The sequence below is a fragment of the Mycobacterium sp. GA-0227b genome (assembly GCF_001499855.1).
Lineage (GTDB): Bacteria > Actinomycetota > Actinomycetes > Mycobacteriales > Mycobacteriaceae > Mycobacterium.
Window position 1 is genome coordinate 465,921 of record NZ_LQIK01000001.1, and the last position, 21,615, is coordinate 487,535.

The window sequence follows — 21,615 nt, forward strand, 5'->3', positions numbered from 1 at the left end:
CGTCGTGCCGAACAGCGGCCGATGATGCGCGTCGGCATCGCCGGCGCCGGGGCCGTCGGCCGCTCCGTCGCCCAGGAACTGCTCGACTACGGCCACAAGGTTCTGCTCATCGAGCACGACGTACGCCATTACGAACCGCAGACGGTTCCCGACGCCGAATGGCTACTGGCCGATGCCTGCGAGTTGACCTCGCTCGAGGAATCCGGACTGCAGATCTGCGACGTGGTAATTGCAGCCACCGGCGACGACAAAGTGAACCTCGCGGCGTCGCTGTTGGCCAAGACGGAATTCGGCGTCGCCCGCGTGGTGGCCAGGGTCAACGACCTGCGCAACGAGTGGCTGTTCACCGAGGCGTGGGGCGTCGACGTCGCGGTCTCCGCGCCGAGCGCGCTGGTCGCGGCGATCGAGGGCGCCATCGACATCGGCCACGTCGTGCGCTTGATGCAGCTGCGCCACGGCCAGGTGAGTTTGGCCAAACTGACGCTCCCCGAGGGCGATTCGCTGGTCGGGAGCCGGATGCGCGACCTGCCGTTGCTGGAGAACACTGCGCTGGCGATCATCATCCGCGACAGCGGGATCGTGTTGCCTCAGCCCGACGACGTGCTGGAGGCCGGCGACGAAATGCTGTTCCTGACGGGTGGGGCCGCCCACGGCGAAGTCCGGGGCCTGGTGCACGGGGCGATCCATCCGGTGACCGACCGATGAGTTGCGGCGGCCTCGCGGGTCGGTATGGGCATGATTGACCTGACCGCAGCCTGTCGACGCACAGCCGACGTCCTTCGAAACGTGGCCGACGACCAACTGACGGCTCCCACGCCGTGCCAGAAGATGCGGCTGGACGCGCTGATCGCCCACGTTGGTGGGCTTTCGCTGGCGTTCACCGCGGCGGCCCGCAAGGAGTTCGGGCCGCTGACGGACACGTCGCCCACCGAAGCCGCACAGCCGCTGGATGGCGACTGGCGTGCGTCTTATCCGGATCGGCTCGCCGAACTCGCGCGGGCATTTTCAGAGCCGGCGGCCTGGGAGGGTATGACGCGCGCGGGCGGCTTCGACTTTCCCGGTGAGGCGGCCGGCATCGTCGCACTGACCGAAGTGGTGATCCACGGCTGGGATGTCGCGCGGGCCAGCGGGCAGCCGTATGACGTCGATGAGGAAACCGCCGCCGCCGTGCTGCCGCACGTCACCCAGATCGCCGCCGATGACCCGGTGGAGGGCCTGTTCGGCCCGGCGGTGCCGGTCGCCGACGATGCGCCGGTTGTCGACCGTATCGTCGCGCTGACGGGACGCGACCCGCGATGGGTGCAACCGTCCTGAGGTGCGACGGCGGACGACTGGCGCAGGTTCCTCAGGGGACGGCGGTACCGAGTGGTCTCATTTCCGCCAAACCCACTATCGGGAAGGCTATGCCGGCTTGATTCCAAGAGTGATCGTCCTGGGATGCCTTGTCATGCTGTCCGGACTCGCTTGTCAAAGTCACACCGAACCCGATGGTGAGGCCATTGTCGAGCGTCTGCCGCTGAGTCTGGAACAGGTAAAGGAGATCAGCGGGCTCGATAAGTTCTCACGCGAGGTAGACACCGACCAACCAGTCGCGGATGACTACACGCCGGAGGGTCCGTGTCGCGAAATGGCGGATCAGCGCACTGCTTTCGGCGCGAACTGGACCAGCTTCCGGTCCGTCGCGGACTCTGCGGATCTGCCTACCGGTGGTCGCCGACCAAGAAACCCCGGCGCGACTGGGGACGGTGCCACTCCCTTGATCGTGCCCGTGATGGCCACTGTCGTGCAGAACGTGGTCGTCTACCCGGACGACTCCGCCGCGCGAGAAACGTTCGATCGTCGTGTCGCGGCGATGAAGAAATGTGTCGAGCTGAACCTTCCTCACCTCGGCGGGATGATTTCGCAGCCAAGTCGCGACAAAGTGGTCCTGGTCAACGATGGTTTCGTGACGGTCTCCCTCGTCAAGTCGGCGGTCGTGGTCGACGTATCGGTGGTGGCCTTACCCGACGCCGAACGAGTCGCGTCCGAGATCTCCCAGGCGATCGTCGAACGCGTCAACTAGGCCTGTGCACACTGGAGTCATGGATCCCGTCGTCGCCCTCCGGCAGATCGCCTACTACAAGGACCGCGCGCGCGAAGACCCGCGCCGGGTGATGGCCTACCGCAACGCCGCCGACGTCGTCGAAGCGCTCTCCGACACCGAACGCGACCGCCACGGCACCGCGAACAGCTGGCAGTCGCTGCCCGGCATCGGCCCCAAGACAGCGAAGGTGATCGCACAGGCGTGGGCCGGACGCGAGCCGGATGTGTTGACCGAACTCCGCTCCAGCGCCGCCGATCTGGGCGGCGGCGATGTCCGCGCCGCGCTGCGCGGTGATCTGCACGTGCACTCCAACTGGTCCGACGGGTCCGCCCCGATCGAGGAGATGATGCTCGCAGCAAGGGATCTGGGACACGAGTACTGTGCGCTGACCGATCATTCGCCACGCCTGCGGATCGCCAACGGTCTGTCACCTGAGCGGCTGCGCCGGCAACTCGACGTCATCGACCAGTTGCGTGAAACGGTGGCGCCCATGCGGATCCTCACCGGCATCGAGGTCGACATACTCGAGGACGGCTCACTCGATCAGGAGGACGAACTGCTCGAACGCCTCGACGTCGTGGTGGCCAGCGTGCACTCGAAGTTGTCGATGGACGCTCCGTCGATGACGCGGCGCATGCTCAAGGCGGTCGCCAATCCGCACACGGACGTGCTGGGCCATTGCACCGGCCGGCTGGTCACCGGCGGCCGCGGCATGCGGCCCGAGTCGAAATTCGACGCCGAGAAGGTGTTCACCGCCTGTCGGGACAACGGCACCGCCGTCGAGATCAACTCGCGGCCCGAACGCCGCGATCCGCCGACGCGGCTGCTCAACCTCGCCCTGGACATCGGCTGCCTGTTCTCGATCGACACCGATTCGCATGCCCCCGGGCAGCTGGAGTTCCTCGCCTACGGAGCCCAGCGTGCGCTCGATGCCGAAATACCCGTCGAACGGATAGTCAACACTTGGCCGGCCGACGATCTGTTGGCGTGGACCGAATCCTGAGCGCGATTCGGTCCTGCCACAACGGGATACCGGAAATCATCCCGTCGGGGGCAGGAGCCAGCTAGCGTTCGGATGACATCCTCATTGGCGAGAGGTGTCGAGATGGCGACCACTGAGCATGCCGACCAACCGGCTGACGCGCCAGCGGCCACGACGAAGCCCGCCTTGGTCTATCCGAAGATGTGGTTGCTGTTCGGCGTACTCATCTGTTGTTTCACCGCATGGGGCGTGGCCGCCGACCTGACCACACCGATGGTGGCGGGTTTCAAGCGGATTTTCGATATGAGCACCTTCCAGGCCTCCCTGGTGCAGTTGGCCTACTTCGGCGCGTACTTTCTGCTGGCGATCCCGGCGGCGTTGATCAATCGGCGGTTCGGCTACAAAACCGGTCTGCTCACTGGTGTGCTGCTGGCCGCGGCGGGATCGATTGCGTTCTATCCGGCGAGCAAGATCATGACCTACGAAGCGTTTTTGATCGCCCTGTTCGCAATCGCCGCGGGCTGTTCGATCCTGGAAACCTCGGCCAATCCGTACGTCATGTCGCTGGGACCCGAAGAAACCGCGACCCGGCGCCTCAACTTCGCTCAGGCGTTCAATCCGTTGGGCACCAATATCGGTGTGCTGCTGGCCGCGGTGTTCATTCTCCCCCACTTGGACGAACCGGTGAATATGGCCACCCTGACGCCTGCCGAAGAACGCGCCGTCCGCGCCGGTCAGCTCGGCGCAGTGATGGGACCCTACCTGGGTCTGGGATTCGTGTTGATCGCCATCGGATTGGTGATCGCGATCAAGAAGTCCCCGCCGATCGTCGAAGAATACGAATCGGGTGACCTCGCGGGCCAATCGCCCTTGCGCATCCTGCTGTCCAACCGGCGCTACGTATTCGGCGTGGTGGCACAGTTTTTCAATGTTGCGGCCCAGGTCTGCACATGGACATACATCATCCAGTATTCGCAACAGGCGTTGAGCGGGTCGCTGCAGTTGGGTGGCTACCTGCTGCAGGCGAGCCTGATCGTGTTCCTGATCTCCCGGTTCGTGATGACGTGGGTGATCGGACGGATCCGCGCGACGAAAGTCCTCTCCGTGCTGGCGGTATTGGCAGTCCTGCTGTGTGTTTTCGCGATGTTCTCGCCGAATGTGGCCGGCGTTGCCGCCGTCGTCGCGTTGTCGTTCTGTCTGTCGCTGATGTTTCCGACGATCTACGGGGTGGCCCTGCAGGGGCTCGGTCCGGCAACGAAGTTCGGTGCCGCCGGATTGGTCATGGCCATCGTCGGCGGGGCGATCATGCCGCTGGTTCAGGGGTACCTGCTGGATCAGACGAGCCCGGCGATCTCGTTCGTGGTGCCGGCGGTCTGCTTCGCCGTGGTGGCGAGCTTCGCCGTCTTCGATCTCAGGGCGGCACCGCACCCGGTGAGAGAGCGAGCAGCATGAAGCGATACTGGATCCTGGCGCTGGCAGTGCTTCTCGCGGCGTGCGCCGGTGGCGGCAGCGGGGGCAACTTCACCGAGCCGACCGATCGGCTCGAAATCATGTCGTGGTGGGTGTCGCCATCGGAGCGACCCGCATTGGAGGTGTTGGTCAACGCCTTCAAGGCCGACAATCCGGACGTCGAGGTCCTCGGCGGCGCCATCGCCGGTGGCGGCGGCAGCAACGTCCAGATAGCGCTGGCCGAGCGGCTCCGCGCCGGCGACCCTCCCGATGTATGGCAGACATTCATCGGCCGCTCCATGCGCGCCTGGGCCGACGCCGGTCGCATCGCCGACGTGTCCGACGTGTACGAGCGCACCGGCCTGGATGCCACCATGGCGCCGGCCCTGCTCGATGCGGCGACCCATCGCGTCAAAGCATGGGGTGTGCCCACTGGGGCGCATCGCGGAAATGTGTTGTGGTTCAACCGCAATGTGCTGCGCGAGGCCGGTGTCGCGATGCCTGGCCCCGGCTATACGCCGGAGGCGTTCAGCAGCGATCTGGCCAAGGTGGCGGCCAGCGGGACAACGGCGTTGTGTCTGGGCGGCAAGGATCGGTTCGCCGCAACCGAGCTGTTCGAGAACACCCTGCTCGCGGTCGTCGGCACCGACGGCTGGTCCCGGATCAGCGATGATTCCTTTGACTGGCGCGGACCCCAACTGCGACAGGCGCTTACGCGGTTCGGGCAGATCGTCTCCCGAGCCGATCCCGCCGCCGGCGCGCTGACCTGGGATGAGGCGGCGCGGAAACTGGCGGCCGGGCAGTGCGGGTACTTGTCGATGAATGATTCCGTCTACGGGGAGTTGGTGGCCGCCAAGGTCGTCGAAGGCACCGACTTCGGCTATGTGCCGTATCCAGGAACAGCGGGGGCGTATCTGGCGATCGTCGACACGTTCGTGGTGTCGGCGCAGGCGAGTGACGGGGTGAATGCGCTGAAGTTCCTCGAGACGGTGGCTGATCCGCAGGTCTCGTTGGAGTTCAACAAGGTGAAGGGGTCGATCCCGATACGCAACGACGTCGACGTGGCATCGCTGCCGGCCTACCAGCGGCAGGCGTCGGAATCGTTGTGGCACGACAAGATTCTGTTGTCGATCACCCACGGCGAGCTGATGAGCTCCGAGTTCCAGGAAGCGCTCTACGACGCGGTCGCCGGCTTTGTCGGGAGCAAGAACTCGGACGCATTCATCGACACACTTCAGAATTCCGTCCGGGTGCCCGTCCAAGGACGCTGAGCCCCACACGGGCCCCGGCTCAGTCCGGTAGCAGGGGCATCTCGAGGTCGGGGTCACGGCCCAGCAACACGCCTCTTGTGACGGCGGCGTTGCCGTACCGCCGGCGCACCTGGTCGACCGCCTCGTCCACGGCGGTGGTGTCCTGGACCTCCTCGAACGGCAACTCGAGTTGCTGCGCGCCGTCCCGGTCGATGTTGGACACCGCAAAACCGACCAGCGTGAGACCCCGCGCGGCGATCAGCGGAGCCGCCGCGGTGACGAGGCTGCGCGCCGCCTGAAGGATCACCTCCGTCGACGCCGTCGCCCGGGGCATCGTGTGTGAGCGGGTGGCGCGACTGAAGTCGTCGAACCGCAACCGCAACACCACCGTGCGTCCGGTCCGACCGGCCTTGCGCATCCGGCGGGTGATGCGGTCGATCAGGTTGACGACCACGGCGTCGACCTCCGCGGTCGACATCGTGTTCCCGCGCCGGCCAAGCGCCCGTTGCGCGCCGACCGAGCGTCGGCGCACCCCGGTGACGACCCGGCGCCGGTCGATGTTGCGGGACAAGGCGAACAGCCGGCTGCCCATCGCGCCGCCGACCAACGATCCGAGCGTGGATTCGCTCAACTCGGCGACGTCGGCCACCGTCTCGATCCCGTGGGCGCGGAGTTTCTCGGCCGTCTTCGCGCCGACGCCCCACAGCCGCCGCACCGGCAACGGGTGCAGGAAGGCCAGTTCCCGGTCGGGCGGCACGAGAAGCAGGCCGTCGGGCTTGGCCTCCTGGCTGGCGACCTTGGCCAGGAACTTGGTGCGCGCGATGCCGACCGTGATGGGAAGACCCACCTGGTCGCGCACCTGCGCACGCAACCGGGCGCCGATCTCGACCGGCGTGCCCGACACCCGCCACAGGCCGGAGACGTCGAGGAACGCCTCGTCGACCGACAGCGGTTCGACGACGGGCGTGGTGTCGTGGAAGACCTCGAAGACCGCGTGGCTGGCCTCCGAATACGCCGACATGCGCGGTGGCACGACGATCGCGTGGGGGCAGAGGCGACGCGCTTCCCGACCACCCATCGCGGTACGCACGCCGTATGCCTTGGCCTCATAGCTGGCCGCCAGCACGACACCGCCGCCGACGATCACCGGCCGTCCACGCAGCGCGGGTTCGTCGCGCTGCTCGACCGACGCATAGAACGAATCCAGGTCGGCGTGCAGGATCGACGCTTCAGACCGCGTCAACCGACCTTTGGACACGAACATATGTTCGCATCGCGGTGTGACTACTGCGGCGTCTTGCCGTAGATGCTGGTGACCCAGATGTGGGCCAGCGTGTCGACCAGTTGTGCCGCGTCGACGGCGGGCTGCTCAGCGGCGAAGGCCGCGAGCATCGTGCGCTCGTTCATCAAGTTCAGCGACGTGGCGAGGTCATGCGCGGGGATGGTCTCCGGCGCTGCGCCGCGGGCACGCTCGCTTGCGATCGACGCGGTGGTGTGATCGATCCACTTCTGCATGAACCGCGACCACAGCGTGCGCACCTGGGCGTTCGTCGGCCGCGCCGTCGCACCCGCGAGCGTCACCGCGCGATGGGAGCCGAAAGTGCTGAACAAGGCGTTGATGGCTTTCCACACGCCGGCCGGGTCGACGGCGGTGTCCAAACCGCCCATCGCGGCGTCGGCGTTGCGGTCGGCCTCGTTGATCACCTGCTCGACGAGCGCGAGCAGTACGGCGTCCTTGGACGGGAAGTAGAAGTAGAAGGTCGGACGTGAGATTCCGGCACCCTTGGCGAGATCGTCGACCGAGATGTCGGCCAGCGACCGGACCTCGAGCAGCTCCTCGAGCGTCGAGAGAATTGCCTGTTCACGATCGTCGCCCGACGGCCGTGAGGTGCGCCGGGCCCGTGAACCGCGCGGCTGGCTGACAGTGGTCACGTGCGCCTACTTTACACGGTGTTGAGTTTCTCAACACACTGTTGACTGACTCGACGCACCGTTGATACGCTGCCGTACCATGAGCGAACACCTCGACGTCGTCATCGTCGGAGCCGGCATCTCCGGCATCAGCGCCGCCTGGCATCTGCAAGATCGCTGCCCGGGCAAGAGCTACGCGATCCTGGAGCGCCGCGACAACCTCGGCGGCACCTGGGACCTGTTCAAGTACCCCGGTATCCGGTCGGACTCCGACATGTTCACGCTCGGCTTCCGGTTCAAGCCGTGGACGTCGGAGAAGGCGATCGCCGACGGGCCGTCGATCATGGCCTACCTCAAGGAGACGGTGGCCGAGTCCGGCATCGACAAGCGAATTCGATACGGCCACAAGGTGGTCAGCGCGGACTGGTCCGACGCTGACAACCGGTGGACGGTGCGCGTCGAACGTGACGGCGCGGAAGCCGAGATCACGGCTTCGTTCCTGTTCGCCGCGAGCGGCTACTACAACTACGACGAGGGCTACACGCCGGAGTTCGTCGGCCGCGACGACTTCGAGGGCACGATCATCCACCCTCAGCACTGGCCCGAGGACCTGGACTACGAGGGCAAGAAGATCGTCGTGATCGGCAGCGGCGCGACCGCGGTCACGCTGATTCCCGCGCTGGCGAATTCGGGTGCCGGCCATGTGACGATGTTGCAGCGTTCGCCGACCTACATCGGCGCGCTGCCCGACGTGGATCCGTTCACCGTCCGGACCAACAAGACGCTGCCCGAGAAGCCCGCCTATGTGTTGAACCGCTGGAAGAGCATCCTGTTCCAGTCGGCGCAGTACAACATCTCGCGGCGGTTCCCGAACTTCATGCGCAAGACGCTGATGACCATGGCGCAGCGACGGCTGCCCGAAGGCTACGACGTGCAGAAGCACTTCGGCCCCAAGTACAACCCGTGGGACGAGCGGCTGTGCCTGGCGCCCAACGGTGACCTGTTCAAGACAATCCGCCATGGCAAGGCCGACGTCGTCACCGACACCATCGAGCGGTTCACCAAGACGGGTATCAAGCTCGCCTCCGGCGAGGAGCTGAGCGCCGACATCGTCATCACCGCAACGGGTTTGAACCTGCAGCTGTTCGGCGGCGCCACGATCATGCGCAACGGTGAGCCGATCGATCTGCACGACACGATGGCCTACAAGGGCATGATGCTCACCCACATGCCGAACATGGCGTTCACCATCGGCTACACCAACGCGTCGTGGACGTTGAAGGCCGATCTGGTGTCCGAGTTCTTCTGCCGGGTGCTGAACTACATGGACGCCAAGGGCTTTGACACCGTCGAGCCGCAGCATCCGGGCAACAGTGTCGACGAGCGCCCGCTGATGGATTTCACCCCGGGCTATGTGCTGCGTGCACTGGACTATCTGCCCAAGGCCGGACACGTCGCGCCGTGGCGCTTGAAGCAGAACTACCTGCTGGATCTGCGGTTGATCCGGCGCGGCCGGGTCGACGACGAGGCGCTGAAGTTCAGCAAGCACCTCGCTCCGGTGACGGCTTCGGCCTAGTCGCCCGCTACCCGAAGTTCGGCGGGTCCGGGTCGCTGCGGAGGAGTTCCTCCGGATCATGAATGCGGTTGACCTGTGGCGGTGAGGCGCCGTTGGTCCAGGCCAGCCGTCCAGTCTCGGTGATCGTCGTCGCGTAGTGGCCGTCGGTCACGAGTTTGTGGTCGGGCCCGCAGGCGAAGAACAGGTGATCGGCGTCGGTTGGCCCACCCATGGCCCAGCCGGGGCTGTGGTGCACCTCGCTGTGATAGCCCGGTGCGGTGCAGTTGGGCCGGGTGCAGCCGCCGTCGCGGGCGTAGCAGATGATGCGCTGATCTGCGGTGGCCACCCGCTTCTGGCGGCCGAGGTAGAGCGGGCGGTCGCTGTGATCGTCGAACACCGCCAGATAGTGGATGGCATCGCCGGCCATGCGGATCAAGTCACGCATCGGCAAGGCGGTGTTACCGCCGGTGTGCGCCGGCGCGGGCATCGGGACAGCGGGGTCGATCACCGCGTGAGCGGCCCGGTTGAGTTCGGCGAGGGTCGTGCGTGCGATCACCGTCACCGCGTGCCCGCGATGCTGACCCAGCTCACCTGAGGCGATTCCGGCCTTGAGGCCCAGTTTGAGGCCGTCGTGGCAGCGCTGGGCCATGCTGCGGTCGTCCTTGGCGTCAGCCGTCGTGCCGTCGGGCAGGTGGCGGCCCGGCCGCGTCGCAGAGGTGGCGGCCTCCACATAGCAGCGGGTCTCCGGGTCGATCCAGCCGTGAAGCCGCGACATGCCGTCGCGCCCTTGAGGACCCAGCGTGACGCCGCGGCGGCGCTCGCGATCCTTCTCGTCGTAGTCGCCATCGGGGTTGAAGATCGCATCGATCATCTTGGCTGCCGCCGTGACGATCTCGGCGTCACTCTTGATCGCCTCACGCACCAGGCTTGCTTCGACCTCGTCGCGCTCCGCGGCCGACACGCATGAGGGCAGCTTGGCCATCGCTTTGGTGATCGCCTTGAGATGGTCTTCGCCGATCGCCCCGTCAGACACTGCTGCGGTCACCTGTGCCAGTTCAGCCGGCAGTGGCGGGCCACTGATCTGGCGGCGCGGGGTTAGCCGCGCGGCGACCTTCATCCGGCGCTTGATCTCGTTAGGTGGGATGCGCAGCCGCGCCCACAGACGATCCACCGCCGTGAGCGCCATCGCGGGCTCGTCGGGCGGGTCGGCGATCTGACCGAACACCCGATACATCAACCCCCGGTTGCTGCGCTCCTGCGACTCGAGGCGTTCGGCCATCTCGATCCGAAACTCGGTGCCCACTTCATCGGAGGACAGTTCACGCATCCGGGCGTGGGCGTCATCGACCTGGTCCAGCAGCGCGGAAAACTGTTTCCGCGCCGCCGCCCCGGTGATGAATTCGCCCATACCGCAACGCTATCGAACACACACACCAAACCGGATGCCTCGAAGAACCCCGGGAGCGATCTGTGGATCGATCGCCGCTTGGGGATAATCCAGGGCGTCGGCGGCATACAGCGACCAAGATGTCGGAGCCATGTGATAGCGCGCTGCAACAATCCCTAAGTAGCGAGACCCGGCGAGCCCTAAGTAGCGAGTCCCGGCGAGCGCGAGTGGGATACCGCCTCTGTCACGAGCGACGACTGCATCATCTTCTACGTACCGTTGGGGCCCGCGCTGGCAGCCGGTCAGGGAGCGACCACGACGATGCCGTCGTCGTCGCTGTAGAGGATGTGGCCGGGCTCGAACACCACACCGCCGAACTCGACGGGCTGATCCCGTTCGCCCGCACCGGTTTTGCTGCTCTTGCGCGGGTTCGTCCCGAGCGCCTTGATACCGATGTCGAGGGTGCGCAGGGTCGCCGAGTCGCGGACCGCGCCGTTGATGACGAGGCCGGCCCACCCGTTGTCGACGCCGAGGCCGGCGATGACGTCGCCGACGAGCGCCGAGTGCAGCGACCCGTCGCCGTCGATCACCAGCACGCCGCCGTTGCCGGGCTCCGACAACACCGATTTCAGCAGCGCGTTGTCCTGGAAGCACTTGATCGTGGTGACGGGTCCGGCGAACTCCGACCGCCCGCCGAACTGCCGCAGCTGCAGATCGCAGCTGCGGACGTCGGGGCCGATGTCGTCGACAAGGTCAGCGGTGGGGCGGGGGTCGATGCTCACCGCTCGATGCTAGCGATCGGACCTCGCCACGATGATGTCGTGCAGGAACTGCGACAGGCCGGGTTCGACGTCGTCGTAATACCGGGTGAACCGTTCGTCGGCCACATACATCTGCGCCAGGCAGACCTGCATCTCGTGGTCGCAGTCGTAGAACCGTTCGATCGACAACCGGTGCCGCTCGGCGAGCGCATCGGCCTGCGCCGTACCCGGCGTCACGCCGCTGCGCTTGGCCTCGGCCAGCGCCTGCAGCAGCGCGTCGCCTTCGGCCTTGATGTCGATCCAGTCCTGCTTGGTGAACTGCGAAGCTCGCTGCTGCGACTGCTTCCACGCGTCGGTGTCGCCCCAGCGCTCTTCGGCTTCGGCCGCGTACTCCTGGCTATGCGCCGTGGTGCCGAAGATCTCCACCTGTTCCTCGGCGGTCAGTTGAATTCCGCTGCGGTGTGCGCTCATCAGTTCCTCCACTGCCTTGATCGTGTGTTGCAGACGGTCGGCCTGCTCCAGTAACAGTCGGTGTTGTCGCTGGAGGTGGTCGAGCACATCCGCGTCCCCGTCGAGCAGGGCGCGGATCTCCTCGAGGGGCAGTCCGACCGATCGGTACACCAGCACCACGTGCAGCCGTTCGATGTCGGCGTCGGTGTAGCCGCGGTAGCCCGCCGACGTGCGCACGCTCGGCACCACCAGGCCGATGTGGTCGTAGTGGTGCAGGGTGCGCACCGAGACTCCGGTGAGGGCGGCTACCGCGCCGACCGTTTTGGCGTCCATAGCGCCACTATCGACCCTGACGCCGCGTGAGGGTCAAGTCCTCGGTCAGTCGTCGCCGCTACCGCGGCGGATCAGCAGCACGACCAGGATCGCCAGCACACCCGCCGCGATCGCCGCGGCAACCGGCAGCCGCGACGGTTCGGGGCCGATCAACGGCACCGGCGCCGGTCCGGACACCGGGTTACTGGCGCTGGCTACCGTCGACTTCGCTTGGGCGGCAGTAACTTTCGCGGCCGATTCCAGGTTGGTTGCGGTGCCGGCCGGCTCGGGCGCGGGTGCTTTCTTCGCCGGCGCCTTCTTGGCCGGTGCTTTCTTCACGGCTTTCTTCGCCGGTGCCGCTTTCTTCGCGGCCTTCTTGGCCGGTGTCTTCTTGGCGGCCTTCTTCGCCGGGGCTTTCTTGGCAGGCGTCTTCTGCGCCGGCGCCGGAGGGATGAGTGGGTCCGCGGAGGTGCCCGCCGACTCCGCGGCAGCGGGCTGCGGGGTCGACTCATCCGCCGGTGGTGAGCCTTGCGGCTGTTCGTCGGGTCGGCCCTGCTGGTCTGCCATCGGGCTGCTCCTTTGCAGTGTCGTGTCTCCGCCAGGCCGGCCGAGCATGGGAACCGGCAGTGGGTCGATCCCATCATGCCAGGTCGGGTGTGGCGCTAACCCGCGACGGCCAGTCCGGCGGCCAGCGCCAGGGCGATGATCATCAGCGTGGTCTCGACCCGCGCCCGGGTTCGTGACACCACCGCGGAGGCTCGATGGGTCCGCGCGGCGGGCAACCACATCGTGCGGTTGCGCCAGCCGAGGACGACGAGTACGACGGTCGTCGCGATCTTGGCCGACAACAGCCGTCCGTACCCGGTGGCGTACAGCTCGACCGGTGAGGCCATCCGAACCGCGGCCCCCACTGTCCCGCCGATCAGCAGCACCAGCACGCATACCAACGACAACTGCGAGAAGCGCGGCAGCATCCGGGCCCACTGCCCGCGGTGCTCGACGGTGAGCAGCAGCGCCGCCAGCGCGCCGCACCACAGCGCGGCGGCCAGCGTGTGCACCGTCACCGCAACACCACCCAGCGGGCTCTCGGCGAAGTGTCCGGTGAGTTGGCGTGCGGCGATCCCGACCGCCGCGACGCCGGTCATCACGACGTTCGACGACGCGGATCGCCGCACGACCAGGGCCGTGCCACATACGACCGCCGCGGCCGCTGCGGCCAGCACGCCCGTTCGCCCGGCAGCCGTCGCGGTCAGGAAGTCGACCGTTGTCTGCACCCCCAGCCTGCTGACCGGAATCGCGGCGGCCTGCGCGGCCGCCCCGAGCATCCGGGTCAGCTCGGCAAGTAGCCACACCGCCGAGGCGACGGCGAGCGGGCGCGTCGCCTTGGCCAGCAGCTCGCCGCGGTGGCGCTCGCCGTCGAGCATCGGCAACACGGTCAAACCCAGCGTGACGACTCCGGCGCAGTCGGCGAGAACGCGCACCGCGGTCGCACTCAGCGACGCCTGCGGATAAGCCAGCGCCCAGGCCAGGACCGCCGCGGCAACGGCGACCAGCGTTCCGGCGGCCACCGCGCTTCGACGCGTCACGTGCGCCGCCGCACCGCCCACACGATGCCTGCACCGACGATGACGACGGCGCCCACATAGAACGGCCACACGGGAATCGCTTCGTCGGGGGAGTCGGCCGGAGTGGCCGCCGATGGGCCCGGCGCCCCTGGTCCCGCTACCGTCAACCGGAACGACCACGACCCGTTGATCACGTGCCCATCGGCAGACGTCACGCGGTAGTTCACCGTGTAGTTACCGGACGGCCCGAGCGGGCGCACTCCCACGCTGAGAACGGCCCCGTCGACCTGCGGTTCGCCGGTCGACCACAGGTTGCCGTCCGGGCCCACGACGGTCATCGCCGCGAACTGAGCCTGCAGCGCTTCACTGAATGTCGCGGACACCCTCGCCGGGCCCTGGGCCAGTTCGGCGTTCTCCGCCGGGTCCGTGGCGATGCGGGTGGCGTGCGCGGACGCGGTGCCGGCCCCCGCCAGCGCAGCTGCGGCCAGCCAGAGCGTCAGGACCAGGCAAGCCGCGGCGGGTTTCGCCCGGGCGCGAAGGATGGCCCGGGTGATCGATGACATCGACGACATCACGGCCTCAGCTCACGCCGAGCCGGGCCATCAGGTCTGCGTCGATCCCGTCGAGCTGACGTTCGATGGCAGCGTGGGCCGACCGGCGGCGCGGCGTCGGCATGTGTTCGGCGGCGGCGACCGCTGCCGACAGCTCACCGAGGCGCTCGGTGATCGCGGCGACGAACCGCTTGGTCTCGGCGTCCTTCGGCTTCTTCTCGGCGACCAGACGCAACGACTGCTCGGCGCCGGCGATGCGAGCCGACAGCTGGGCGCCGTGGCCGTTGAATTGGCCGATCTGGCTGAGCGGAACGCCGAGGCGGTCGGCGCGGCGTTGATCGACGTAGCCGCGTGCGGTGATGGCGGCGCGGTACGCGAGCGGAACCACGATGGGGGCGAGCAGTCGGGTCACGGTGAGCATCCGGCGAATCCGCGTGGGGGAGAACAACTTGCCTTCACGTGCGGCCTTCAACTGCGTCTCGGCGACCTTGAGTGCGGCCCTGTCGCTGTCGCGCTGCGCTTTCAGCTGAGCCTTCAGGGCTCTGGTCTCGGCGCGGTGCGCGGCCTTGATGCGGCGGGCCTCGTTCTTGGCGTCCAGGCGGGCCTCCAGCTTCGCCTTCGCCTTGATCGCGCGGGCCTCGGCCTTGCGGGTGGCGCGGGTTTTGCGTCGCTTGAACGGGCTCATCCCGGCTGCCTCCCGGTGGTGTTCTCGGTTGTTGACGTCGTGCGGTGCGGGTGTCGGTGCAGCCCAACCCTATCGTTCGACTTTGTTTGGGCAGCCAACGGTCAGTCGCACTTGTGCGAGAATCGACGGGTCGTCGACCGGTTGTCATCAGGCCGAGCCAGGCCGCGGTCGAAAGGGGGGCCTCATGCCAGCCAGCCGCCGTGTCACCCGTGCGGTCGGTGCCGTCCTCGAACTGGCGCCGCGGCAGGGGGAAGTATCGCTGCCCCGGCTCGTCGAGGCCGTCAGCGCGGACCGCGATCGGCCCATCGAGCTCAAGACGGCGGACCTGCCGCCCGGCGTTTGTGGGCAGTGGCGGCAGTACGCCGACCGTGACGTTTTCCTGATCCAGAAGGGGCTGCCGGCGTGGGACCGCACGCTTGCTCACGAACTGGGACACCTGGTACTCGGTCATGACGGCATCCCGGTCGCCCAGGCGGCGCGAGAGACCACGGAGATCGCCAGCTCCGAGCTGATCGGCTACATGCTGAACCAGCGGACCGGATGTATGGGGCCCGCCGGTGAGGAGGCCGAACAGGAGGCCGAGGACTTCGCAGCGCTGCTGCTGTACCGGCTGGGCCGGCTGCCGTCGGACCGCTCGTCCATCGTCCAGGTCCGGCTCGGAGAGGCGTTTGGTTGATCATCTGGGTGATCGCCGGTCTGCTCGGACTGGCCACCGGCCTACGCATCGGCTGGGCGCTGGTCAACAAGCAGAGCCTGGTGAGCACCGCGATGATCCTCGCGTTGGGCAGTCTCGGCGTGATCGCCGCCCTCAACTGGCAGCCGCTGACGCTGCTGATCGACACCTTGCTGCGGTGGCCCAACATCTCCATGGGGCTATCCCAGGTGGCCCTTGTCGCTTGCGCGGCGGGCAGCTGCGTGATGATCACGACCGTCTCCTCGGCACGTAGACCCGCAACGATCCGTAAGGTCGCGATCGCTCAGTACAGCGTGGCCGCGGTGATCGCGGTGGTGAGCCTGGTGAGCTTCTTCGCCGCCGGCCGTCAACCCGAGATGTCGCCGCAGGAGTACCTGCGGCGCAACCTGGACAACGGTGGCTACCCGCTGCCGTGGCTGCTGCCGCTGCTCTACGTGCTGCTGGCGCTGTCGCTGGTGGCATGGGCCGGCCTTCGCCACTCGAACCGCACGCGGCGGGGTCGGGCGTTGTTCGTGTTCACGATCGGCATCGTGCTGATCGTGGCGGCCGCCGGCTTCTTCCTCCTGCGCGCGGCCGGCAGGGGCGGACCGGTGGGCGTGGGAGCAGCGGCGACGCTGTTGGGCTGTGCGATGTTGGTCGTCGCCGCGGGGGCGCTGCTGCCCAGCGTCGAGGACTGGTTCGGCGCCCGGCGCGAGCTGCGGGTGATCCAGCCGATCCTCACCGAACTCGGGCGCCGCCATCCCGACATCGGTATCGGCGTGCGGCCCCGCGGACCGCTCGTGTTCCGGGTGGCGGAGCGGATGTCGCTGATTTCTGACGCGCTGTTCCTGGAAGCCACCGCGGCCGACTACACGCGCAAGCTGCGAGTCGATTCGGCCGGCGCGCCCTCCGGCGACGACGCCGACTCGCAGGAGGCCGAACTCGAGTCGCCGTCGGTGTCGCCGAAGGAGCAGGCCCAAGCGATCGCGGAGTGGATATACGCCGGCAGAGAAGCCGCATCGGAGGTCGAGCAGGCGGGCTTTCCGGGCCTCGGCTGGCTGCGCCAACCCAGCGATTATTCAGACCGCGAGTGGATCCTCGAGATCGCCGAGCAGTACCGCGCGCTCACCCGCCGCGGTGGCGCGGTGACTCGGCCGGCGTAGCTGTTTCCGCTTGACGGATTCGCCGGCTTCGGCGCTCACCGCCCGGTCGGGCTAATCGAGATGCTCGCGGCGGCGCAGCTCATCGACCTTCTGGACGATGTCTTGCTGGGCCTCCGGCGACAGCCCGACAGTGCGTGCGGCAATACGCCGAACACCCTCGTCGCGCATGCTCGCGAGCCAGGTCAGCTCCTTGTCCAGCTTCTCGTAGTACTCGTCGTCGGTGAAGTAGGCCGGCTTGATCCGGAAGAAGTTGGCAAGAGCGGCCATCGTGGCCGCCGAGGGGTTGGTGCGGTTGCCCGAGCGCAGCTGAGAGAGGTATGGCGCAGACATGGTGACGCCCTCGGCCTTGAGCGCCGCGATCACCTCAGCGGAGGTATGTGGGCCGCGTCCCGGCGGGTAGACCGTGTCGAACAGCCGGTTCAGGCGAGCGGCAAACGTCGTGCTCATCGATATGACCTCCACATGGAATAAACGAGCGGTGTATTAGCGGCGTATTTGCTGATCATCGTAGCGAGTGTAGTGGTGTCAACCAAGTGCAAACCAAGGAAAAGTTAACCCGCCCATTCCGTCGGCGCCCCCTTCGGTGGCCGCTCGGACGTGCTCAGAGCGCGCCGGCGCCGCTACCTCACGGTGCGGCGAAGCAAATATTGACGGTAGGGTCGAGCTAGCTTTGCCGACGGAGTGCTCACCGCCGCGACCGAATAGTCGCTGTGCGCCCTCGGCAACGCTGATCTTGAGTGACGAAGCAGAATTCCGAGTTTGCCGATTGTCGAACTCGGCGTCGCGGAAGGATCCGAGAGTGGTTGCCGTCAGGACCGCCGCGACGACGGTTCGAGCGTGTTCGTATCCGCGCGCGCGGCGCGGCTGCGCACCACCCACATCACGACGGCCACAACGGTGACCGAGCTGACGACCGTGGCGGCGACCCACCGCAGACCGAGGGCGCTGTCGAACAGCAGCCACAGACCGAACAGCAGGAACAGCACGCTGGCCAGGCCGTGCAGGAAGCGTTCGGGCAACCGCTTGTGCATCAACCTGCCGGCGGCGATCGCCGCTCCGTCGGCCAGCACCATGCCGGCCGTCGCGCCTATCCAGACGCCGGCCCAGTGGTGGTCGCTGGCCAGGGCGACCGTGGCGAGCATTGTCTTGTCGCCGAGTTCGGCGAGCACGAATGAGGAGACGATCGCAGGCACGACGAAGCGCGGCTCGGCGATCCGCACCTCTTCGCCGTCGTCGCTGCGTTCTCGCCACGTCCACAGCGCGAACAGCAGGAATGCGATGGAAGCGACGAACGCGATCGGGCGCTCGGGAAGGGTCAATCCCAGGAAATGTCCGATCGCCACTGACAGGCCGTGCACCAGCATCGCGGCGATGCCGACGCCCGAGAGCACCACCCACCAACGGTGGCGCAGTGCGTAGGTCATGGTGATCAGCTGCGACTTGTCGCCGAGTTCGGCGACGAAAATGACTGCGAGACTGACCAGGATTGCGGTGAGCATTCGGACGACCCTTTCGACGCGTCGCCGACGGATCGCTTCTCACGCCCATCGGCTTCGGTCGAAGGTCTCGCCCACCACGCCTTCTCGAGGTGCGGTTCGCCGGCCGGGCTTGCGCCAGTATGTCGACACGACGATTGGGGGCTACTCCCCTTCGCTTACTTCACCGACCATAGCTGCAGTCGAGCCGGCGCGCCACCGTCCGCCGAGGTTTCGGGTATCCGAATCCGTCGTTCAGTTGCCCGAATCAAATGCTTCGAAACACCTTATGCCGCAAGGAGCATCGCGAGGATCGCGGTGTCGGGATGGCTGATCGGGTCGACGCCGACTCTGCTCACCATGGACGTCACGGTGCCGTCCGCTTCGGCCTCGACCCAGGCCGCCCGATGTTCGAGACCGAGGTGGGGAAGGCCGGGCAGCAGCACACAACCGGACGCCGCTCCGGTGCACTCCGGCAGGGAGGGAGTGGTCTCCGACGGCGGGTGCAGCATCAACAGCGCCGGTGGTTGGTGCTCGGCGAAATGCCCTGGCGGTACCGCTGATTCGCCGACGACGGTGCCCTCGGCGACGACCAGGCCGACGGTGTTGGGTTCGGGCTCGTCGGGCAACTCCTCGCGCGCACCGAATATCGTTGTGGTGGACAGTAACCCGGGAAGCGACGCCACCCGCACCGCGACCATCAACAACTGGGCCCACTCTTTGGTGGAGTCCGGCCAGCGGCCCGAGATCACGAACCCCTTGAGTGAACCGCGTGAATGGAACGGGGCGACCTCGATCGCCCGGCCGGATCCTCTCTCCATATCGCCTCCGCGCCATCGGTGTTCGCACGCCGATGCGCTCAGGATGCGGCAGAGTCGGCTGGCACGCAAGGGGACACGACTGCTAACGGCTGGAATCGGCGCGCGCGGTCCACACCACCCGGTAGGACGCGGCCGCCGAAATCCAGCCGAACTCATGGGAGTCGGCGGCGCCGGGGGCACGGGGATTGTCCGAGCGGGCTTCGAAGATCGCGTCGCGTCCAGCGCCGTAGATGTCGCCGACCCGCTTCACGAGCCACCGCGTCGAACGCCGCGGATCCTGGAAGACCCGTAGCTGTCCGCGACGAATGCTCTGGCAGCGCATGGCCAGAAGTCCGTCGCCGGGACCGAGCGTCGGGCGCATCGAGTCATCGACGACGCGGAACAGCCGCAGCGGCCAGCGTCGCGGTGTCTGGTTGCGGCGCACCCCCAAAGGGTAAGTTAGGACACATGCTGCATCGAATGTTCACCAACGCCACCCCCGCCCATGCCCATTGCGATCTGTACTGCGGCGTCTACGACCCCGCGCAGGCCAAGATCGACGCGCTTTCCTGCTTGAAAACGATCCAGAAGTATCACGACTCCGACGACGAGCACTTCCGCCAGCGGTGCATCATCATCAAGGAAGAGCGCGCCGAAGAGGTCAAGCATCACTTGATGGTGCTGTGGGCCGACTTCTTCGCGAAGGACCACTTCGAGCAATTCCCCAACCTGCATCAGTTGTTCTGGGACGGTGTGCACGGCGCCGGCGAGGTCAAGAAGTCACTCGACGCCTCCGTCGCCGAGAAGCTGCTCAAGACGATCGATGAGATCGCCGACATCTTCTGGCAGACCGACAAGGGCAAGCAGATGGGCGTCTACCCGCCCGCCTGAGCAACCCGATTCCGTACGTCAAAGAGCCGCCGAGTCACTGACCGGCGGCTCTTTTCGTGTTCGTCGAGCGGCGTCCCGTCAGAACAACACGATGACGGCCAGCACCCCCAACAGCACCAGCGCGATCACGCTGGCCCGCAGAAACGCCATCCACTGAGTGCGGGTGTAGTCATGTGCCGACGACGGCCATTCCGAAGGCGGCATTGCCGAACCCGAACCCATCGAAGACGTCATCAACCCCTCCTGACCTGCATGTTCTGGCGCCTCTCCCCCAGTGAGATCCGTCACAACGTGGAACTGTGACGCCGATCATAACGCCTGTTGTCCCGACGGAAAAATCGGCGGGCCCGCTGACATGGCCCGGTCGGATGGGAGGCGACCGCGCCCTGTCGCGCCATTAGGTTGACTAGGCATTTCGCTCGTCGCAGGGCGGCCTGTTGATGAGGGCATCAGACCCGGGGACGTCTATCCACTGCAATCGGTGCAGGAAACCCAGATTCAGCGGCTCACGCCTGGTTCGTGGCGTCGCCTGCCTGTGGATGAACCTGTGGAATCTGTGGATAGGCCGGAATTGCTGTGACTCCCCGACGGCCTGCGTCCCACCGGGATCGGCGCGGAGGTCGGGCGGGTCGTCGCTACGCTGTCGGGTGGTGAGTGCCAGGCAAGGAGCGACATGATTCAGGTGTGTTCCCAATGCGGAACCCGGTGGAACGTGCGCGACCGGCGCAGGGTCTGGTGCCCACGCTGCAACGGGCCCCTGCTTCCGCCCTCCAGCCCCGGACCGGGCGCCTCCTTCAACACCACGACGACGCCCGCCGCCCCGCCGTCCCGGCCACCCGGCTATCGCTGGATCGCGGTACGCCCGGGCGCACCGCCCGCGCCTCGGCGCCGGAGGCTGGCACTCGGCCCGACGCCGCGCTACGCGACGATCCCGCGGTGGGGTCTGCTGGATCAGGTCGAGCTGGTCGACCATCAGCAGGAGGCGCCGCGCACAGGACCGTCGGCCGCGATGCTCCGTGGCACCCTGCTGGCGACGATGGCGGCCCTGGGCGCCGCGGCGCTGCTCCACCTGTTGCGCTACGTGCTGCTGATTGTCAATCGCTCAGTGCTGTTGCATCCGTGGATCGCCGCGGGTGCGACGTGGCTCGGCGTCGCGGCGAGCGTCATCGCCATGTTCATGGTGGTCGCCAGCCTCATCGTGCTGACCAATTGGCTCGTGGCGCGGCGGGCCGCCGCGTACGCCCACCGGGGGACGACAGACCCCCGGCCGGGGTGGCACCTGCAGGCCGGGTGCCTGCTTCCCTTCGTCAACCTGTTCTGGGCGCCGGTGTTCGTCCTCGAGTTGGCCGGAGTCGAGGAGCGGCTGAGCTGGCTGCGTCGACCGATCGTGGCCTGGTGGCTGGTGTGGCTGGCCAGCTACGTGGTGTCGATCTGGTCGATCGCGACAAGCTTCACCCAGGATGCGCAGGGAATCGCCGACAACACCATGACCACGACGGTGGCTTACCTGCTGGCACTGGCGGCCCTGCTACTCGCCGCGAAGGTCGTCCTCGGTTTCGAGCGGCAACCGGTCGAGCGGCCGACCAAGCGCTGGGTGGTCCTGCCGGAGGATCAGCCGCGGGTGGAAAGTGACGTTCCGGTTGAGTCCCACGGGCAGAACCCGGCAGCATAG

At 67.0% G+C, this 21,615-nt stretch carries 25 protein-coding genes; 11 read left to right on the top strand and 14 right to left on the bottom strand.

Annotation, left to right across the window (positions count from 1 at the left end):
- The first annotated feature begins 24 nt into the window (after positions 1-24).
- The 6 genes from AU185_RS02210 (at position 25) to AU185_RS02235 (ending at position 5,785) form a co-directional block, all read left to right on the top strand.
- Positions 25-705 (top strand): potassium channel family protein, encoded by a 681-nt coding sequence (locus AU185_RS02210; RefSeq protein WP_059100790.1) that lies wholly within the window; start codon positions 25-27, stop codon positions 703-705.
- Positions 706-735: 30 nt separating this feature from the next.
- On the top strand, positions 736-1,314 hold the full coding sequence (locus AU185_RS02215) for a TIGR03086 family metal-binding protein (RefSeq protein ID WP_059100791.1): 579 nt from the start codon (positions 736-738) through the stop codon (positions 1,312-1,314).
- A gap of 109 nt (positions 1,315-1,423) precedes the next feature.
- Positions 1,424-2,062, top strand: coding sequence for a sensor domain-containing protein (locus AU185_RS02220; protein ID WP_156425360.1), 639 nt, complete (start codon positions 1,424-1,426; stop codon positions 2,060-2,062).
- A 19-nt stretch (positions 2,063-2,081) separates the two neighbouring features.
- On the top strand, positions 2,082-3,086 hold the full coding sequence (locus tag AU185_RS02225; protein WP_059100669.1) for a PHP domain-containing protein: 1,005 nt from the start codon (positions 2,082-2,084) through the stop codon (positions 3,084-3,086).
- A 102-nt stretch (positions 3,087-3,188) separates the two neighbouring features.
- Positions 3,189-4,517 carry an L-fucose:H+ symporter permease gene (fucP, locus tag AU185_RS02230; protein ID WP_059100670.1) on the top strand — a complete coding sequence of 443 codons (1,329 nt, stop codon included), beginning with the start codon at positions 3,189-3,191 and terminating at the stop codon, positions 4,515-4,517.
- Positions 4,514-5,785 (top strand): ABC transporter substrate-binding protein, encoded by a 1,272-nt coding sequence (locus tag AU185_RS02235; RefSeq protein ID WP_059100671.1) that lies wholly within the window; start codon positions 4,514-4,516, stop codon positions 5,783-5,785. The genes fucP and AU185_RS02235 overlap by 4 nt, the downstream gene beginning before the upstream one ends.
- A gap of 19 nt (positions 5,786-5,804) precedes the next feature.
- Here AU185_RS02235 and dinB read toward each other — a convergent pair whose 3' ends face one another.
- Both dinB and AU185_RS02245 read right to left on the bottom strand, forming a co-directional pair.
- Entirely contained in the window at positions 5,805-7,028 is a 1,224-nt protein-coding gene (dinB, locus tag AU185_RS02240; RefSeq protein WP_059100672.1) for a DNA polymerase IV, read from the bottom strand.
- 20 nt (positions 7,029-7,048) lie between these two features.
- On the bottom strand, positions 7,049-7,696 hold the full coding sequence (locus AU185_RS02245; protein WP_059100673.1) for a TetR/AcrR family transcriptional regulator: 648 nt from the start codon (positions 7,694-7,696) through the stop codon (positions 7,049-7,051).
- 79 nt (positions 7,697-7,775) lie between these two features.
- On the opposite strand from AU185_RS02245, the gene AU185_RS02250 reads away from it, so the two are divergent.
- Positions 7,776-9,251, top strand: coding sequence for a flavin-containing monooxygenase (locus AU185_RS02250; RefSeq protein WP_059100674.1), 1,476 nt, complete (start codon positions 7,776-7,778; stop codon positions 9,249-9,251).
- Positions 9,252-9,258: 7 nt separating this feature from the next.
- Here the strand turns inward: AU185_RS02250 and AU185_RS02255 are convergent, their stop codons facing one another.
- The 7 genes from AU185_RS02255 to AU185_RS02285 all read right to left on the bottom strand — a co-directional run bounded on the left by AU185_RS02255 (position 9,259) and on the right by AU185_RS02285 (position 14,941).
- Positions 9,259-10,638 (bottom strand): 13E12 repeat family protein, encoded by a 1,380-nt coding sequence (locus AU185_RS02255; protein ID WP_059100675.1) that lies wholly within the window; start codon positions 10,636-10,638, stop codon positions 9,259-9,261.
- A 281-nt stretch (positions 10,639-10,919) separates the two neighbouring features.
- Positions 10,920-11,399, bottom strand: coding sequence for a ribonuclease E activity regulator RraA (rraA, locus tag AU185_RS02260; RefSeq protein WP_059100676.1), 480 nt, complete (start codon positions 11,397-11,399; stop codon positions 10,920-10,922).
- A gap of 9 nt (positions 11,400-11,408) precedes the next feature.
- Positions 11,409-12,161, bottom strand: coding sequence for a MerR family transcriptional regulator (locus tag AU185_RS02265; RefSeq protein WP_059100677.1), 753 nt, complete (start codon positions 12,159-12,161; stop codon positions 11,409-11,411).
- Between the two features lie 45 nt (positions 12,162-12,206).
- Positions 12,207-12,707: a hypothetical protein gene (locus AU185_RS02270; protein ID WP_059100792.1), complete on the bottom strand. Its 501-nt coding sequence runs from the start codon at positions 12,705-12,707 to the stop codon at positions 12,207-12,209.
- A gap of 95 nt (positions 12,708-12,802) precedes the next feature.
- The gene (locus AU185_RS02275; RefSeq protein ID WP_059100793.1) at positions 12,803-13,726 is read right to left on the bottom strand and encodes a CopD family protein; all 924 of its coding nucleotides are present in this window, start codon (positions 13,724-13,726) and stop codon (positions 12,803-12,805) included.
- Positions 13,723-14,268: a copper resistance CopC family protein gene (locus tag AU185_RS02280; RefSeq protein WP_059100794.1), complete on the bottom strand. Its 546-nt coding sequence runs from the start codon at positions 14,266-14,268 to the stop codon at positions 13,723-13,725. The genes AU185_RS02275 and AU185_RS02280 overlap by 4 nt, the downstream gene beginning before the upstream one ends.
- Positions 14,269-14,284: 16 nt before the next feature.
- The gene (locus tag AU185_RS02285; protein ID WP_059100678.1) at positions 14,285-14,941 is read right to left on the bottom strand and encodes a DUF6474 family protein; all 657 of its coding nucleotides are present in this window, start codon (positions 14,939-14,941) and stop codon (positions 14,285-14,287) included.
- A 184-nt stretch (positions 14,942-15,125) separates the two neighbouring features.
- Here AU185_RS02285 and AU185_RS02290 point away from each other — a divergent pair, with 184 nt between their 5' ends.
- The gene (locus tag AU185_RS02290; protein WP_059100679.1) at positions 15,126-15,617 is read left to right on the top strand and encodes a hypothetical protein; all 492 of its coding nucleotides are present in this window, start codon (positions 15,126-15,128) and stop codon (positions 15,615-15,617) included.
- Positions 15,614-16,777 (top strand): hypothetical protein, encoded by a 1,164-nt coding sequence (locus AU185_RS02295; protein ID WP_059100680.1) that lies wholly within the window; start codon positions 15,614-15,616, stop codon positions 16,775-16,777. The genes AU185_RS02290 and AU185_RS02295 overlap by 4 nt, the downstream gene beginning before the upstream one ends.
- A 51-nt stretch (positions 16,778-16,828) precedes the next feature.
- Here the strand turns inward: AU185_RS02295 and AU185_RS02300 are convergent, their stop codons facing one another.
- The 4 genes from AU185_RS02300 to AU185_RS02315 all read right to left on the bottom strand — a co-directional run bounded on the left by AU185_RS02300 (position 16,829) and on the right by AU185_RS02315 (position 19,434).
- Positions 16,829-17,224: a helix-turn-helix domain-containing protein gene (locus AU185_RS02300; RefSeq protein ID WP_059100681.1), complete on the bottom strand. Its 396-nt coding sequence runs from the start codon at positions 17,222-17,224 to the stop codon at positions 16,829-16,831.
- A 362-nt stretch (positions 17,225-17,586) separates the two neighbouring features.
- Positions 17,587-18,276: a TMEM165/GDT1 family protein gene (locus AU185_RS02305; RefSeq protein ID WP_059100682.1), complete on the bottom strand. Its 690-nt coding sequence runs from the start codon at positions 18,274-18,276 to the stop codon at positions 17,587-17,589.
- 263 nt (positions 18,277-18,539) lie between these two features.
- A complete protein-coding gene (locus tag AU185_RS02310; RefSeq protein ID WP_059100683.1) occupies positions 18,540-19,073 on the bottom strand; it encodes a hypothetical protein in 534 nt (177 codons plus the stop codon).
- 82 nt (positions 19,074-19,155) lie between these two features.
- Positions 19,156-19,434 (bottom strand): S24/S26 family peptidase, encoded by a 279-nt coding sequence (locus AU185_RS02315; RefSeq protein WP_231740382.1) that lies wholly within the window; start codon positions 19,432-19,434, stop codon positions 19,156-19,158.
- An 86-nt stretch (positions 19,435-19,520) separates the two neighbouring features.
- Between AU185_RS02315 and sodN the strand changes: the two genes are divergently transcribed.
- Positions 19,521-19,943 carry a superoxide dismutase, Ni gene (gene sodN / locus AU185_RS02320; RefSeq protein ID WP_059100684.1) on the top strand — a complete coding sequence of 141 codons (423 nt, stop codon included), beginning with the start codon at positions 19,521-19,523 and terminating at the stop codon, positions 19,941-19,943.
- A gap of 78 nt (positions 19,944-20,021) precedes the next feature.
- Here the strand turns inward: sodN and AU185_RS24995 are convergent, their stop codons facing one another.
- Complete coding sequence (locus AU185_RS24995) at positions 20,022-20,177, bottom strand: hypothetical protein (RefSeq protein WP_156425361.1); 156 nt, start codon at positions 20,175-20,177, stop codon at positions 20,022-20,024.
- 439 nt (positions 20,178-20,616) lie between these two features.
- Here AU185_RS24995 and AU185_RS02325 point away from each other — a divergent pair, with 439 nt between their 5' ends.
- On the top strand, positions 20,617-21,615 hold the full coding sequence (locus AU185_RS02325) for a DUF4328 domain-containing protein (RefSeq protein WP_059100685.1): 999 nt from the start codon (positions 20,617-20,619) through the stop codon (positions 21,613-21,615).

Coding starts and splice junctions, on each gene's coding strand:
- AU185_RS02325 (WP_059100685.1), top strand. CDS start 20,617: ATGATTCAGGTGTGTTCCCAATGCGGAACCCGGTGGAACGTGCGCGAC.
- AU185_RS24995 (WP_156425361.1), bottom strand. CDS start 20,177: ATGACGTCTTCGATGGGTTCGGGTTCGGCAATGCCGCCTTCGGAATGG.
- sodN (WP_059100684.1), top strand. CDS start 19,521: ATGCTGCATCGAATGTTCACCAACGCCACCCCCGCCCATGCCCATTGC.
- fucP (WP_059100670.1), top strand. CDS start 3,189: ATGGCGACCACTGAGCATGCCGACCAACCGGCTGACGCGCCAGCGGCC.
- AU185_RS02315 (WP_231740382.1), bottom strand. CDS start 19,434: ATGCGCCCGACGCTCGGTCCCGGCGACGGACTTCTGGCCATGCGCTGC.
- AU185_RS02265 (WP_059100677.1), bottom strand. CDS start 12,161: ATGGACGCCAAAACGGTCGGCGCGGTAGCCGCCCTCACCGGAGTCTCG.
- AU185_RS02300 (WP_059100681.1), bottom strand. CDS start 17,224: ATGAGCACGACGTTTGCCGCTCGCCTGAACCGGCTGTTCGACACGGTC.
- AU185_RS02270 (WP_059100792.1), bottom strand. CDS start 12,707: ATGGCAGACCAGCAGGGCCGACCCGACGAACAGCCGCAAGGCTCACCA.
- AU185_RS02225 (WP_059100669.1), top strand. CDS start 2,082: ATGGATCCCGTCGTCGCCCTCCGGCAGATCGCCTACTACAAGGACCGC.
- AU185_RS02215 (WP_059100791.1), top strand. CDS start 736: ATGATTGACCTGACCGCAGCCTGTCGACGCACAGCCGACGTCCTTCGA.
- AU185_RS02210 (WP_059100790.1), top strand. CDS start 25: ATGCGCGTCGGCATCGCCGGCGCCGGGGCCGTCGGCCGCTCCGTCGCC.
- AU185_RS02280 (WP_059100794.1), bottom strand. CDS start 14,268: ATGTCATCGATCACCCGGGCCATCCTTCGCGCCCGGGCGAAACCCGCC.
- AU185_RS02285 (WP_059100678.1), bottom strand. CDS start 14,941: ATGAGCCCGTTCAAGCGACGCAAAACCCGCGCCACCCGCAAGGCCGAG.
- AU185_RS02305 (WP_059100682.1), bottom strand. CDS start 18,276: ATGCTCACCGCAATCCTGGTCAGTCTCGCAGTCATTTTCGTCGCCGAA.
- AU185_RS02250 (WP_059100674.1), top strand. CDS start 7,776: ATGAGCGAACACCTCGACGTCGTCATCGTCGGAGCCGGCATCTCCGGC.
- AU185_RS02235 (WP_059100671.1), top strand. CDS start 4,514: ATGAAGCGATACTGGATCCTGGCGCTGGCAGTGCTTCTCGCGGCGTGC.
- dinB (WP_059100672.1), bottom strand. CDS start 7,028: ATGTTCGTGTCCAAAGGTCGGTTGACGCGGTCTGAAGCGTCGATCCTG.
- AU185_RS02290 (WP_059100679.1), top strand. CDS start 15,126: ATGCCAGCCAGCCGCCGTGTCACCCGTGCGGTCGGTGCCGTCCTCGAA.
- AU185_RS02255 (WP_059100675.1), bottom strand. CDS start 10,638: ATGGGCGAATTCATCACCGGGGCGGCGGCGCGGAAACAGTTTTCCGCG.
- AU185_RS02310 (WP_059100683.1), bottom strand. CDS start 19,073: ATGGAGAGAGGATCCGGCCGGGCGATCGAGGTCGCCCCGTTCCATTCA.